Raw genomic sequence first — 12,541 nt, 5'->3', positions numbered from 1 at the left:
TTCTAATTGATTTCTTGCTGGATTCCATACAAAATGACTTCAATTCCCCACCTGAACCGTTCCATTGATACGTTATCACCTGCAAACATTTCTTCTTTTAGGCTATGGATGAAAGGAAACCGCGTTTTGTCTGCATCATGAAATGCTTTTTTTGTATCTGAAATCTGCGAAGAGCCATGTTTCTTCCAAGAGACCTTTTCGTATGCTACGGAAGATACGTATAACAGTAACAGGTCTACTCCCCATGCAGCAGATGTAGATTTGACCCCGCTTTCATGCAATGCAGCGAGAATAAGTTCGGTCAACTGTAAAAAGTTCGTTCCTTGCGGGATGGTGGAAAGAGAAATTTCAGCAAGACCAGGTTTTTCGAATAACAGTAGGAAATAAGTATGCAATATGTCAAATAACTGTTCTTTCCATGTGCCATTCACTGAATTTGGGTAAACCATTTGGCCGAGACCATAATCCAATACGTAAGCACTTAGTTCTTGAAAATTGTTCACGTAGACATACAAAGATGCAGGTCCCGTATCGAGTGCTTTAGCCACCTTACGCATACTCATGCCCTCTAACCCTTGCTCCTTTAGAAGCTCATAGGCAGTTTTCACAATGAGTTCACGGCTTAAGGGCTCTTTAGCCGGCCGAGACCGACGACTTATAATACGACGATTTGAATTGTTCATAATCTCTTTATAACATGTCAAAGTCAAATAGTAAATTGAGCATCAATCACCGTTTTCTTGAAAAGAATTCATCATTTCAGCAAGCTTAATTGCAGCATCTTTTGAAAAACACAGCTTTAAACTTTTTTCAGATTCACGAGCTTTCTCCGATGAATATTCGTACATCCTGTCTTCGTATTCTTCAATAGCCTTTTCAATATGATGAGGATTTCGAACAATCGCAAGTGCAAGCTCCATTGCATCAAACATCGCCATGTTTACACCCTCACCTGCGAATGGCGACATGACATGAGCGGCATCACCGATAAGCGTTGCTCCTTTATGGCGGTTCCATTTAAAACCGACAGGAAGCGTATAAATCCGTCTTGGAATGATGGCATCTTCTGCATAACGAATATAATTTTTCAGCTGATCGTCCCAATCACTAAATAACGCTAATAATTGTTCTTTTGCTTCTTTCGCTTGATGAAACGGAATACCACAAGTCTCAATCCAGTTACGCTCTACCATAAGGCTTGCATACACTTTGATTCGTCCATCTCCGTTTAACTGACCAATCAGTCCTTTGTGGTCAGCTAAAGCAAACATCTTACCACGTTTATTAAATGCAGCTAAATCAGGGTGGTTCATCTCTACGTTGAGGATATTCAGTTCCAGCATCGTGAGTCCGGCGTATTCAATATCAATATCTGTTAACAGAGGACGCACACGAGAAAAAGCACCATCTGCCCCAATTACAAGATCAACTGTCTCAACAACTCCGTTTTCAAAATGAAGCTCCGTCATGCCGCTTTCTAATGAAATGCAACTTTCTAGTTTATATCCATATTTGATGTTTTCAGCATCAATTTGATCTAACAGCAGTTCGCACAAAACACCACGATCAATTTCTGGGCGGGTTCCTTTTTGATCCGATTCCGTTTCTTCATCTAAATAAATTCTTCCTAATTTATCAAGTAAACGGAAATCTTCTCCTTCATAGCGGGCGTTCCTTTGAAATTCCTCATAAACTCCTGCTTCTTTTAAAGCTTTTTGACCTGTTTCTTCATGAATATCCAGTGAGCCTCCTCTTTCAAGACTCTTGTCATGCATTTCTCGTTCATAGATGGTTGTTTGTATACCGTAATTTTGCAGTATTAAGGCGAGTGTTAGCCCCCCAGGCCCTCCTCCAATAATAGCGATCTGCTTTTGTTTCTTAGATAATGCCGTCATCGTATGCATCTCCTCTTCTTTATGGAAATCGTTTAAAGCCACATCACATTTATATTATAACGAACACCGTTCGTAAAGAACGGTGTTCGTTTGAAAAGTTTATTTCACAATTGTGCATTTTACAATCGCCCGCCACCATATGATACACTTCAACTAGGAATGTGAAAGGATGTCGAATCATCACAATGATTCTTGAATCAGTCGTTTCCATTGTTCTAATTCTGAGTGTAAGAGGTGTTTCTATGAATAAATTATTGGCAATGTTGATATTAGGATTGAGTTTTAGTGGTGCCGCTCTCATTCTTTCTGTCCCTTTGTTATTCAAGTCCAAACCAGAACAATTTGAGCTGGTGTTTGCTGCTGGATCAGCGGGCGCTTTCGCAGTATTCGCTGTCTCATGCCTAGTTCTTCGAAAACAATTCAATCGCAAAAAAACCTAAACACAATCCGCCATTAGAATAATGGAGATTTGTTTAGGTTTTGTGACTTACCTTGATATGAACTTAAAGAATGTGGTACAAGCTGACCCCGATACTGAGAGCGAATAACACAAGTGCAGGGAGTGCTTTTTTAAAGGGATCTTTGGCTAATACGATCAGAGTAAAGGCAGCTGCAAGCATCGTGCCTCCTAACAGTAAGCCTGATAATATTGCTATTGTTGGCATCCATATGCCGATCAGCATTCCAGCAGCGCCTATGAGCTCAAAGGCTCCGGTTAAAACATTAAAAAAAGCAGGTAAACCAAATCGTTTGAACTCTTCTGCCATTTTCCCTGATATAATTTTCGACCCTGTTACAAAAAAGAAAACGGCCAATATCATTTGTAGAATAAGTATGAAAATCGTGATCACATCTTTCTAAGTTATTTGACTGAAACACTCAGTCCAAATGGACAAATTTTCAGCTGATGAAATTTATATGTCATAGCATATATTGGGCATAAATAGATCATTACAGATTAGACATTTCAAGATTCATAGTCTGAATGAAATAATTTGTTCAAAAGTAATTTTAATTGTTGAATCTCTTCATCGCTTAATTGCTTTGTTACCGTTTGGTGTGCATCCATGACGACAGGAAGAATGGCCTTTTTGACCTCGTGCCCTTTTTCTGTTAAAAGCAGGTGATGTGAGCGCCGGTCTTGTTCGTTATAGATTTTTTTGACAAGCCCTTTTCGTTCCATTGATTGGATCATTCTGACGACAGTGGTTTGATTTTTATCAATTCCTTCTGCCAATTCTTTTTGAGTAGTCCCCTTTTCACTGCTCAGAATACTGATAATACTCCATTGTTCAGGAGTGACCCCATAAGGCTTTAACCTGTTTGTAAAATAATTTGTCATTTTGAGATCGGTACGATGAACGAGATAGCCTATTAAATCTTGTAACTCCATGTAAACACCCTCTATGAATTTTATATGCTATAGCATTTATATTAGTGAAACCTTTAAAAATTGTCAAATCAACTATCTGCTTGTTTAAAATCAATCCCTGACAAAATATATGGAACTGCTGATTTGATAAACTTCTCTGATGATATGTGCGAACTATTTTTTCTCCACTCAACAGAAGCTCCGTGAATTCCCCAGCTTAAAAAAACAGCTGTGACCTTCAGAATTTGCTTTTCGACATTTGTATATTGATTGATTAACAATTGATAAAAAATAATTTCAAGCTGTTCCCTCACAATAGGAGCAAGTTCAGTTTCATATTCTACTTGGCAGCGGTTATGCAGAGATTGTTGAAAATTCGTTAATGCTTTAAAAATATTGATGATCGTATCTTCATCTAGTTTACGATGATTGAAATGAATACTTTCTAAATTAATCGATAATACTTCTGACAGCGTTTTATCCACCAAATCGTATTTATCCTCAAAATGATAATAAAACGTCGCTCGGTTGATCATGGCTTCTGCCGTGACATCTTTGATCGTAATATCCTTAAATTCCTTTTTCGATGAAAGTTTCATAAAAGACTCCATGATTAACTTACGCGTTCTCAGAACCCGAGGGTCTGTCTTTGGCTGCGTCATCTTATCTCTCCTCCTTTTTCAACACATCTATTAATCTGTTGGATAAACAACAAATTGAAGAAATTATTGGTGTTGGTCTTACTCATTGTGTCTTAAGATCTAATTGTAATGCAAATGATTGATTCAAACAAACATAGGGAATAGCGTTTCCTGCATAATTTGAGGAGGTAAATGAAATTGAAAAACAATGAGATGTTTTGTGATATAGAAACAGGTGTATGTGGTGTAGGTGAAGAAGAGGATATCCAGGTGATTGATTTTCAACAGCCTAAAAAAACAATAACGCTCTATTATGTAACAGATCCGATTTGTTCGCATTGCTGGGCAATTGAACCTGTCCTGCGTCGATTTAAAGAGCAATATGGACATTATTTTCATTTCCAGACTGTGTTGGGTGGACTGTTAGAGAAATGGCATGGTGGTCCAATTGATCCTGCAAACGGAATTTATAAGCCTGCTGATGTTGCTGGTCACTGGAGAGAGGTTGGAGAACATTCTCGCATGCCAATAGATGGTTCCTTAATGATTGACAATCCTGTTCAATCCTCCTACCCGCCCTCTCGCGTGTTCAAAGTGATTCAAAAACATCATGATGATGCACTAGCCTATACTTTTTTACGCCGTGCAAGAGAAGCGCTATTTGCCTTCAATCAAAATATATCGGATATCACGGTGTTAATTGATATCGTCAACGACCTTGGACTTAACGGAGATGTGATAGTCCATGAAGCGGAGCTGCCTAGCGGCCAGGAATTATTAGATCAAGATTTTACTCTTGTTCGAGACCTTGGTGCTAGAGGTTTCCCAACGATCATCTTCGTCAACGAAGAAAATAAAGGAGTCAAAATCACGGGTGGCCGCTCATTTGAAGTCTATGTTGAAGGATTAAAGCAAGCTTTAAACACTGAAGAACTTCAACCGAAAAAGCGCCCAGCTGTTTCAATCCTGCTCGAAAAAGAAAAACTTCTATTTTCTAAAGAAATTGAAGTAATGTACGATGTTGACCAATCAGATGTACGGTCTTTTATGAAGAAAGAACTTCCCCAGCAGCAGTATCAAATGAAAGAAGTGCTGGGAGAACTGTATTTTACAACTTCGACATAAGGAGAATGACGATGGCACATTTATTACAGATGGATTTTAAGATGAAGGGCCCTTTCGGTGATGAAATGGCAAAAGAGTTTTCTGATTTAGCGAAAAGTATAAATGAGGAAGACGGATTCATATGGAAAATATGGACGGAGAATCCCGAGAAGAATGAGGCTGGCGGAATCTACTTATTCGAAACAAAAGAAGCAGCTGAAAACTATCTTGAAATGCATTCTAAAAGAATAACCAGCTTTGGAATAACAGACATCAACGCTAAAATCTTTGATATTAATGCTGAGCTTTCTCAAATCACAAAAGGTCCATTAAAAACTCATCAAGGTTGACACACGAAAAAAGAGCGGCTGGATGGCTGCTCTTTTTTTCGTGTGATTTCATCGATTTATCCACTTTACATTTTCTTTTTTCTCTTCATTGACGACGAGCTGGAAGACATCAGGTCTTGAATAATGTCCTACGACATCGAAGTCAAATTGACTAGAAGAAATATCACGCAAATCAAGATCTGCCAGCAGTATCTCTTCTTGACCATAGACAGGTTTTTTTATATATTCGCCTAACGGACCGACGATTGCACTTCCCCCTCGGCACATTTCATCAGGAGAAGATGCTAATTCATCATAGCAGGCTAAATCTTTAGGATACATCTCTTTATTCACATATTGATTACAAGATAGAACGAAGCATCGGCCTTCTGCGGCAATATGGCGAATCGTTGATTGCCATAGCTCCCTGGAATCTGCCGTAGGGGCTATATAGATTTGGACGCCTTTTGCATACATCGCTGCTCTAGCTAATGGCATATAGTTTTCCCAGCAAATTAAAGCGCCTATTTTACCATACGGTGTATCGAAAACCGGCAGTGTGCTACCATCCCCTTCTCCCCATATGAGTCGTTCAGAGCCTGTCGGCTTTAGTTTACGGTGCTTTCCAAGTAAGGTTCCATCTGGTCCGAAAAACAATACGGAACAATATAAAGTCCCGCGGCTTGATTCATCATCTCTTTCAATGACACCAATGACGAGGTAGACACCAGCTTTGCGGGCTGCTTCTCCTAATCTGTCTGTCGTTTGACTAGGAACTGGAACTGAATTTTCTAAGTAACGAAGCCAGTCCTTTCTTCCTTCTGGAGAACGGCTTCCTACAGTGGCGCCAAATGCTAGTCCTCTTGGATAAGCAGGTATAAATGCTTCAGGGAATACAACAATATTGGCTCCTTTTTCTCCAGCCTCAAGTGTTAACGAAATGGCTTTTTCAGTACAAGCTTCTCTATCCATAATGACAGAAGCAGCTTGCACAACAGCAACTCTACATGTTGACATCTTACCCCCTCCTTATTCTCAGTGTAAAAATAAATGTTTATCATGTACAATATATCATCATCATAATGAGTATGCCTTATTGGAATAATGGGAGGATAAAATGAACATACGGGACTTTGAAATTTTTAAAACAATTGCGGAATGTGGAAGTTTTTCAAGAGCAAGTGAAAAGCTTTTTATCGCACAGCCTTCCCTTACTAAAACCATTCAAAAATTAGAGAAAAAACTGGGTGTCATCCTTTTCGATCGGTCAAATCGAATTTTTAGGTTAACGGATGAAGGACAGCTTGTATATGAAAAAGCGATTGCGGTGCTTCAGCAAATGAATGAGCTGCAAATGGAGCTGGGTGATACCGAGACGCATATTCGCGGCCATTTAAAGATCGGTCTGCCACAAATAATTGGTACCTTTTTCTTTTCCAAAGTGGCAAAAGCTTTTACTAAAAAGCATCCAGATGTGACGCTCGAAATGATTGAAGAGGGCGGCTTGCATGTAGAAAAACTCGTTGAGAAAGGCGAAGTAGATGTTGCCTTTGTTGTCATACCTGCGCAAAGTCATGAATTAGAAGAACAACTCATTTTTGAAGCGCCGTTTGTGGCTTGTTTACCAAAAAATCACGCTTTAAAAGATGAACAACAGCTCTCACTCGAACAGCTTAAAGAGGATAACTGGATATTGTTTGATTCTTCATTTGCGTTGAGTCAAGTGATTGTAGATAGCTGCCGTAAGGAACATTTTGTTCCCAACATCGCTTACAGCACAACACAATGGGATTTGCTTTTGACATTAGTTCGTGATGAACTTGGAGTGGCGATCCTTCCAAGTCCTTTAACGGATATGTACAGAGAGGACATTTGTGTAAAACCAATTAGCAGTCAATATATTCCCTGGAAAATCGGCATTGTCGTGAAGAAAGATCGATATAAAACACGTGCTTTGAAGGCTTTTTTAAAAATCGTTGCGGATATCTATTCTGGGGAACAGAAATAGAAACAAATAAAAAATCATCCTTCTTAGTTTCTCCATGATAGCACCTGTCAGCCATGCAATAGACATGAGACCATCAGGTCATCACTTTCTGCTCGTTTTCTTAATCAAGTCCACGCCATCGTATGACAGACTTTCCACATGTACAGGCTTTTGCAGAATGTAATGATCAAAAAATGAATGTGAAATACACATTGTGATATAAGCGCTTTTCAAAACGATGACCGCTCTCTCTATGTTTCTAGCTTTATGATATAATAACTTGTCAGTGCCAACCGCTTAGTGAAACCGAAATGAACTTGCTGGAAGGTATTCATCATTGGAAAAGATTCTGAAGAAATGATAGGTGATCACAATGAGAAGGCTTGAGTCTGGTATGTCAGTAGACAATGAAATATTTTCGGATATTGTCAGGTATGAACATGAAACGATAAGTGGATCGACGATTAGCAACTCGAATGTTCATTCACCTATATTTTGGAGCTGTCAGCTGCGTCATCTTGTATTTAATACGTGTGATCTGACGAATGCGAGATTCTTTGCAGGTAGTACGATTGAGCATTGTACGTTTATTCGTTCCGATTTGCGCTCTGTTGGAATTGCTAAAGGCGAGGCTGTTTTTACGAATTGCGAATTTTCCTCCTGTGATATGAGAGGAATGACATTGGAAAATGCTGCGTTTATCAACTGTACATTTTATCAATGCAGGTTTAATGACCGCATTTTACAAGCAGCGAATATTGTTCATTGTAGCTTTACCGGTAAGCTAGTGGATATAACGTTTGAGGGAAATGGTAAACAAAAGCTGATCGCCAACTTTGAAAACTGCATTCTTGACGGTGTTCGCTTTACAGGCTGTGACCTGTCGCAATGTATTCCGCCAGCTTCCAAAAACCATCTATATGTTGAAAAGGTCTCCGCGCGTGTCAAACAGGCATTGCTGAAGATAAATCATGACCCTCATTCTTCTGACGAGGATCGGAAAGTACTGGTACGCAGCCTGCGCAAGCTTGAGCATATGGAACAATATATTTTTAACACGGCGCATATGGAGAACATACATGGGGCTGATTTTGTGGGGCGATTTTTCAGTTATCTGGAATGTAACAAAGAGAACGCTTGATACGTCCCTCTTCCTGCTAAGTCTAGGTCGTACATCAACTTCTAGTATATTTGAGTGGGATCAGTTCCCCGATTTTCACTTTGACTAGTTCGCCATCTATTTCTATGATGACAAAACATTCTGGTCCGAAATCTGAAATGAGCTCTCTGCAGATGCCGCAAGGGCTTACGACCCTCAATCTTCTATCCTCTTCATCTGAATATGGATGTCGAACGGCAACAATTGTATCAAAATCTTTATATCCATTCGATAAAGCACTGCCAATTGCAATGGCTTCTGCACAAACCGTTACCCGTCCGATATACGCTTCTATATGGACAGCCGAGATCATTTCTCCTGTTTTCATGCGGATAGCGGCTCCTACATGGTGTTTATCCTCTTCATAAAGGCTCGTAATCTTCTTTTTTGCTTCGTCTATTAACTCTACATCTTTTGGAGTAAGATTAAATGTGTGCATTGTGTTCCCTTCGCCCTTCTATGCTCGTTTTGAATATACTGATCTATTATACCAAACTTCAGATAATGGGCGGTTCCGCTAGATGAAGAATGGATACAAAAAAGCTGATTTTTGTGACCATCAGCTTTTTCGTTATGCTCTTTTATAGCGGGCATACATATATCGAATGATTTTTGTGATGACAGAGGTACACATGCATAAAAAGGTCATCACCACGACCCAATACATATTTGACATGTCAAACCCAGTATAGGCAAATATGAAAATAGTGGAGACTGCAAATGTGATGATAAGAACGATGTAAACTCGCTTAAAGATGCAGTAGCCAACAATCCCCCATATCAAAGATAACAAAGGCAGTGTAAATAAGATCAGCGCCATGGGATGAAGAAAGAAAACACTCATCATGTCACTCTCCTTTATGAACCGGTGAAGAACCGAATATGTATCATATTAATAGGAAATCCGCACATTGTAAACAAAAATTGGAATTTAAGGAATATTTAATCTGAGGTGAATTGACATTCCGAATGTTATGTCATGTTGAATGGAAAAAGACTGCTTTCAGTAAGCAGCCCATTTCGCTAAGCTTTCAAATATTCAAGCCGGAGCATTTTGATATGTGAAAAGAGAATCTAACTATTTATCACCTGAATGATTTTTTCCTGAGCGTCTTGTGCCTCAGGGATTGGCATGACGACAAATACATGCAGCATTTCTGGATAAACAAAGGTTTTCATGTCAATTCCTTGTTCTGCTAGCTTTTCATCAAGCTTTAGTGCATCTGGATATAAAATATCATGTGTTCCAATAAAATGAGTGATCTTCGCAAGACCGTTAAAGTCACCGTGAATCGGACTGATTAATGGGTCAGTTACCTTTTTATCTGCTGCCCACATTTTTGTAATGACATCTATTCCTTCTGGCGCTAGAATGGGATCTTTATCGGCATATTCAAATATAAGAGGATTGCTTAAACTCATATCAACACATGCAGATAATAAAATGATATCCTTCGGCTGCGGCAGACCTTCCATCTTTAAGAGGTGCGCAAGGCCAAGAGAGATATTTCCGCCCGCTGAATCACCCATGATCGTTAATTGATCGGTACTCTCAACCGTTTTTAGTATTTCTTTATATAGATTTAGAATTTTTGGATAGGTATCTTGGTAGCTGTAATGAGGTAATTTAGGGTAAATAGGAGCGATGACTTTGGCGTTAAGGGACCTAGCCATTTTATCCATGTACCACCAATGGAAATCGAGAGGCTGGTTTACCCAGGCACCACCATGTATATATAAAATCACCTTTTGTTTTTGCGACATTTGGTCATTCAATGTGAAAACCTGCATTCCTTCGAAAGTCTGCTCCTTTATCTCACTCTTTAATTTCACATCGTCTCCGATTGCATAAGGCTTTATATTTTCTATTTGAGACAGAAGATTTTTGGTTTTTTCGACACTAGCAAAACTCTCTTTATTACTTTGGGACGTGAATAATGTTTCAAATTGAATACTTTCTTCAGAACGTTCTCCATTAAAAATGTCGATACTCATTTTGTTATCTCTCCTTTAAGCAGATATGTTTATTCGTCATCCTCATTCATCACACGAAATGATTTGAGATACACTTGTACTTCTTTCTCAGGAGTCTTTAATAAGTTAGATAAAAGGTCTTGTATGAGACGGAGACCCTTAATTTTCTTTTCAATTTCTTCATGTTTTTGATGTACAATTCTTTTTAAAGTATCAAGTTCTATGTCTTGACTCAGCATTTCCAATATTTCTTTTATTTCCTTTAGTGAATAACCCAATGATTTGGCATCTTTGATCAATTGAATTTTCACAATATAATCTTCTGTGTATCGTCTATAACCGTTCGAACGGCGTCTCGGGACAGGTAAAATGTTGTGTTCTTCATAGTAACGAATTGCGGCAGGGCTTATTCCTGTTTGTTTGGCAAGTTCTCCTCTAGTCATCAACTCCGTCGTTACTCCTTTTTCGTGATTTTGTCTTTCTATATTTACATTATAAAGGTTGAACTATACTTCAAGGTCAAGATACGTTTTCTTAAAAAACAAAACACCATCGCATGCAGCCGGTTAAGGCGCCCTGAGATGGTGTTTTACATCATTCAATTTGCTTTTATAGGTCTTCTCCATTTGATGCGATTACATTTTTGTACCAGAAGAATGAGTCTTTGCGGTAACGATTCAGTGTACCATTTCCTAGGTCGTCTTGATCCACATAGATCAAACCATAGCGTTTAGTCATTTGAGATGTTCCGCAGCTGATTAAGTCAATGCAGCCCCAAGGTGTGTACCCCATTAAGTCAACACCTTCTTTTACGGCTTCTTTCATCTGTTCAATATGTTTTTTCAAATAATCAATTCGATAATCATCGTGTATTTTTCCGTCTTGTGTCAATGTATCCCTTGCACCAAGTCCATTTTCACAAACAAATAAAGGCTTTTGGTATCTGTCATACAGTTTAATTAATGAAATGCGCAGACCCATTGGATCGATCGGCCAATCCCATTGTGATAATTCCAAGTGTTCATTTTTAATCGGACTGTCAAACGTACCCGCTAGCTCAGCTGCATCTTCACGTGCTTCTGCTACATGGGACATATAGTAGCTGATCGCCACAAAATCAACAGTGCCTTCTTTTAAAATTTGTTCATCCTGCTCTTTAATATCCAGCTTGATTTGATTATCAGCAAAGTATTTTACCATGTATGTTGGATATTCGCCTCTAGCTTGAACATCAGGATAGAACATATTCAATTGATTCGATTTGACTGCCTGCAGCTGATCCTCTGGTTTTGTTGTTTTTGCATACGCTTCAATTTGGTTAATCATACAGCCAATTTGGACATCTGGAATGATTTCCTTTGCAGCCTTCACTGTTAAGGCACTTGCCACAAATTGATGATGAGATGCTTGGTAAGCAGCTTGTAATTTATGGTCTACTAGATCCTCTAAAATTCCAGCACCTGTATAAAGACTATTAAGGTTCATATTCATTTCATTAAACGTAATCCAATATTTCACTTTGTTTTTATATCTTTCTAAAATCGCACGTGCGTATTTTTCGAACAATGGGACAAGCTCTCTACTCATCCATCCATTATATTTTTCTGTTAAAGTAATCGGCATTTCATAATGGGACATCGTTACTAGCGGTTCAATTCCATATTTCGCACATTCATCAAATACTTTATCGTAAAAAGCCAATCCTTCTTCATTCGGCTTGTCCTCTAAGCCTGTTGGAAAGATTCTTGCCCATGAGATAGACAAACGAAATACTTTAAATCCCATTTCTGCAAACAGTGCAATATCTTCTTCATAACGATGATAAAAATCAATTCCGCGTCTTTTTGGGAAATCAAATGCATCAGGATTTTCCTTGTACTTGTTTAGTTCAGCTGAACTCACATCGAATGTAAAGTTGTTCACTTTTCCTTGTGCGTAAGGATCTTTATATGCAGCGAAGTCTGAAGTTGACAGCCCTTTTCCACCTTCTAAATATGCACCCTCTATTTGATTGGCAGCGGTTGCGCCACCCCATAGAAAATTATCTGAAAATCCTTTTTTTAATTCTTTCATTTCAATC

Annotated in this window: 16 protein-coding genes; 5 read left to right on the top strand and 11 right to left on the bottom strand. The window is 38.8% G+C overall.

What is annotated here, in order from left to right:
• Positions 1–2: 2 nt before the first annotated feature.
• Together M1D84_RS09955 and M1D84_RS09950 are read right to left on the bottom strand one after the other, a co-directional pair.
• Positions 3–683, bottom strand: a complete 681-nt coding sequence (locus tag M1D84_RS09955) for a TetR/AcrR family transcriptional regulator (RefSeq protein WP_073205773.1) — start codon at positions 681–683, stop codon at positions 3–5.
• Between the two features lie 42 nt (positions 684–725).
• Positions 726–1,895, bottom strand: a complete 1,170-nt coding sequence (locus M1D84_RS09950; protein WP_458106245.1) for an FAD-dependent oxidoreductase — start codon at positions 1,893–1,895, stop codon at positions 726–728.
• A gap of 242 nt (positions 1,896–2,137) precedes the next feature.
• Between M1D84_RS09950 and M1D84_RS09945 the strand changes: the two genes are divergently transcribed.
• On the top strand, positions 2,138–2,335 hold the full coding sequence (locus M1D84_RS09945) for a hypothetical protein (protein WP_056766646.1): 198 nt from the start codon (positions 2,138–2,140) through the stop codon (positions 2,333–2,335).
• Positions 2,336–2,398: 63 nt separating this feature from the next.
• Here the strand turns inward: M1D84_RS09945 and M1D84_RS09940 are convergent, their stop codons facing one another.
• The 3 genes from M1D84_RS09940 to M1D84_RS09930 form a co-directional block, all read right to left on the bottom strand.
• Positions 2,399–2,716, bottom strand: a complete 318-nt coding sequence (locus M1D84_RS09940; RefSeq protein ID WP_458106467.1) for a DoxX family protein — start codon at positions 2,714–2,716, stop codon at positions 2,399–2,401.
• 146 nt (positions 2,717–2,862) lie between these two features.
• A complete protein-coding gene (locus M1D84_RS09935) occupies positions 2,863–3,288 on the bottom strand; it encodes a MarR family winged helix-turn-helix transcriptional regulator (RefSeq protein ID WP_044334508.1) in 426 nt (141 codons plus the stop codon).
• 68 nt (positions 3,289–3,356) lie between these two features.
• Positions 3,357–3,929 (bottom strand): TetR/AcrR family transcriptional regulator, encoded by a 573-nt coding sequence (locus M1D84_RS09930; protein ID WP_411264695.1) that lies wholly within the window; start codon positions 3,927–3,929, stop codon positions 3,357–3,359.
• Between the two features lie 177 nt (positions 3,930–4,106).
• Here M1D84_RS09930 and M1D84_RS09925 point away from each other — a divergent pair, with 177 nt between their 5' ends.
• Together M1D84_RS09925 and M1D84_RS09920 are read left to right on the top strand one after the other, a co-directional pair.
• A complete protein-coding gene (locus tag M1D84_RS09925; protein ID WP_458106244.1) occupies positions 4,107–5,033 on the top strand; it encodes a DsbA family protein in 927 nt (308 codons plus the stop codon).
• A gap of 11 nt (positions 5,034–5,044) precedes the next feature.
• Entirely contained in the window at positions 5,045–5,362 is a 318-nt protein-coding gene (locus M1D84_RS09920) for a monooxygenase (RefSeq protein ID WP_212048950.1), read from the top strand.
• A 48-nt stretch (positions 5,363–5,410) separates the two neighbouring features.
• Here the strand turns inward: M1D84_RS09920 and M1D84_RS09915 are convergent, their stop codons facing one another.
• Positions 5,411–6,358: a carbon-nitrogen hydrolase family protein gene (locus M1D84_RS09915; RefSeq protein ID WP_122631342.1), complete on the bottom strand. Its 948-nt coding sequence runs from the start codon at positions 6,356–6,358 to the stop codon at positions 5,411–5,413.
• A gap of 100 nt (positions 6,359–6,458) precedes the next feature.
• Between M1D84_RS09915 and M1D84_RS09910 the strand changes: the two genes are divergently transcribed.
• Positions 6,459–7,349 (top strand): LysR family transcriptional regulator, encoded by an 891-nt coding sequence (locus M1D84_RS09910; RefSeq protein WP_411264693.1) that lies wholly within the window; start codon positions 6,459–6,461, stop codon positions 7,347–7,349.
• Between the two features lie 352 nt (positions 7,350–7,701).
• Complete coding sequence (locus M1D84_RS09905) at positions 7,702–8,469, top strand: pentapeptide repeat-containing protein (protein WP_411263843.1); 768 nt, start codon at positions 7,702–7,704, stop codon at positions 8,467–8,469.
• A 34-nt stretch (positions 8,470–8,503) separates the two neighbouring features.
• On the opposite strand, the gene M1D84_RS09900 is transcribed toward M1D84_RS09905, so the two are convergent.
• The 5 genes from M1D84_RS09900 to M1D84_RS09880 all read right to left on the bottom strand — a co-directional run bounded on the left by M1D84_RS09900 (position 8,504) and on the right by M1D84_RS09880 (position 12,534).
• Positions 8,504–8,926 (bottom strand): cytidine deaminase, encoded by a 423-nt coding sequence (locus M1D84_RS09900; RefSeq protein ID WP_151863049.1) that lies wholly within the window; start codon positions 8,924–8,926, stop codon positions 8,504–8,506.
• Positions 8,927–9,058: 132 nt separating this feature from the next.
• On the bottom strand, positions 9,059–9,331 hold the full coding sequence (locus M1D84_RS09895) for a DUF2651 family protein (protein ID WP_025093220.1): 273 nt from the start codon (positions 9,329–9,331) through the stop codon (positions 9,059–9,061).
• 230 nt (positions 9,332–9,561) lie between these two features.
• On the bottom strand, positions 9,562–10,482 hold the full coding sequence (locus M1D84_RS09890) for an alpha/beta hydrolase fold domain-containing protein (protein WP_034622030.1): 921 nt from the start codon (positions 10,480–10,482) through the stop codon (positions 9,562–9,564).
• Between the two features lie 29 nt (positions 10,483–10,511).
• On the bottom strand, positions 10,512–10,904 hold the full coding sequence (locus M1D84_RS09885; protein WP_103132481.1) for a MerR family transcriptional regulator: 393 nt from the start codon (positions 10,902–10,904) through the stop codon (positions 10,512–10,514).
• 166 nt (positions 10,905–11,070) lie between these two features.
• Positions 11,071–12,534 (bottom strand): glycoside hydrolase family 1 protein, encoded by a 1,464-nt coding sequence (locus tag M1D84_RS09880; RefSeq protein ID WP_025093217.1) that lies wholly within the window; start codon positions 12,532–12,534, stop codon positions 11,071–11,073.
• Positions 12,535–12,541: the final 7 nt, after the last annotated feature.

It is taken from the genome of Bacillus sp. PK5-006 (genome assembly GCF_054161415.1).
The sequence above is the reverse complement of the archived record's forward strand: the minus strand, read 5'-3'. Positions and strand labels throughout refer to the sequence as shown.

Excerpts from the sequence above, each read along its gene's own strand:
- M1D84_RS09890 (WP_034622030.1), bottom strand. The coding sequence starts at position 10,482 with ATGAGTATCGACATTTTTAATGGAGAACGTTCTGAAGAAAGTATTCAA.
- M1D84_RS09915 (WP_122631342.1), bottom strand. The coding sequence starts at position 6,358 with ATGTCAACATGTAGAGTTGCTGTTGTGCAAGCTGCTTCTGTCATTATG.
- M1D84_RS09895 (WP_025093220.1), bottom strand. The coding sequence starts at position 9,331 with ATGAGTGTTTTCTTTCTTCATCCCATGGCGCTGATCTTATTTACACTG.
- M1D84_RS09955 (WP_073205773.1), bottom strand. The coding sequence starts at position 683 with ATGAACAATTCAAATCGTCGTATTATAAGTCGTCGGTCTCGGCCGGCT.
- M1D84_RS09935 (WP_044334508.1), bottom strand. The coding sequence starts at position 3,288 with ATGGAGTTACAAGATTTAATAGGCTATCTCGTTCATCGTACCGATCTC.
- M1D84_RS09920 (WP_212048950.1), top strand. The coding sequence starts at position 5,045 with ATGGCACATTTATTACAGATGGATTTTAAGATGAAGGGCCCTTTCGGT.
- M1D84_RS09950 (WP_458106245.1), bottom strand. The coding sequence starts at position 1,895 with ATGACGGCATTATCTAAGAAACAAAAGCAGATCGCTATTATTGGAGGA.
- M1D84_RS09905 (WP_411263843.1), top strand. The coding sequence starts at position 7,702 with ATGAGAAGGCTTGAGTCTGGTATGTCAGTAGACAATGAAATATTTTCG.
- M1D84_RS09885 (WP_103132481.1), bottom strand. The coding sequence starts at position 10,904 with ATGACTAGAGGAGAACTTGCCAAACAAACAGGAATAAGCCCTGCCGCA.
- M1D84_RS09945 (WP_056766646.1), top strand. The coding sequence starts at position 2,138 with ATGAATAAATTATTGGCAATGTTGATATTAGGATTGAGTTTTAGTGGT.
- M1D84_RS09930 (WP_411264695.1), bottom strand. The coding sequence starts at position 3,929 with ATGACGCAGCCAAAGACAGACCCTCGGGTTCTGAGAACGCGTAAGTTA.
- M1D84_RS09900 (WP_151863049.1), bottom strand. The coding sequence starts at position 8,926 with ATGCACACATTTAATCTTACTCCAAAAGATGTAGAGTTAATAGACGAA.
- M1D84_RS09880 (WP_025093217.1), bottom strand. The coding sequence starts at position 12,534 with ATGAAAGAATTAAAAAAAGGATTTTCAGATAATTTTCTATGGGGTGGC.
- M1D84_RS09940 (WP_458106467.1), bottom strand. The coding sequence starts at position 2,716 with ATGATATTGGCCGTTTTCTTTTTTGTAACAGGGTCGAAAATTATATCA.
- M1D84_RS09910 (WP_411264693.1), top strand. The coding sequence starts at position 6,459 with ATGAACATACGGGACTTTGAAATTTTTAAAACAATTGCGGAATGTGGA.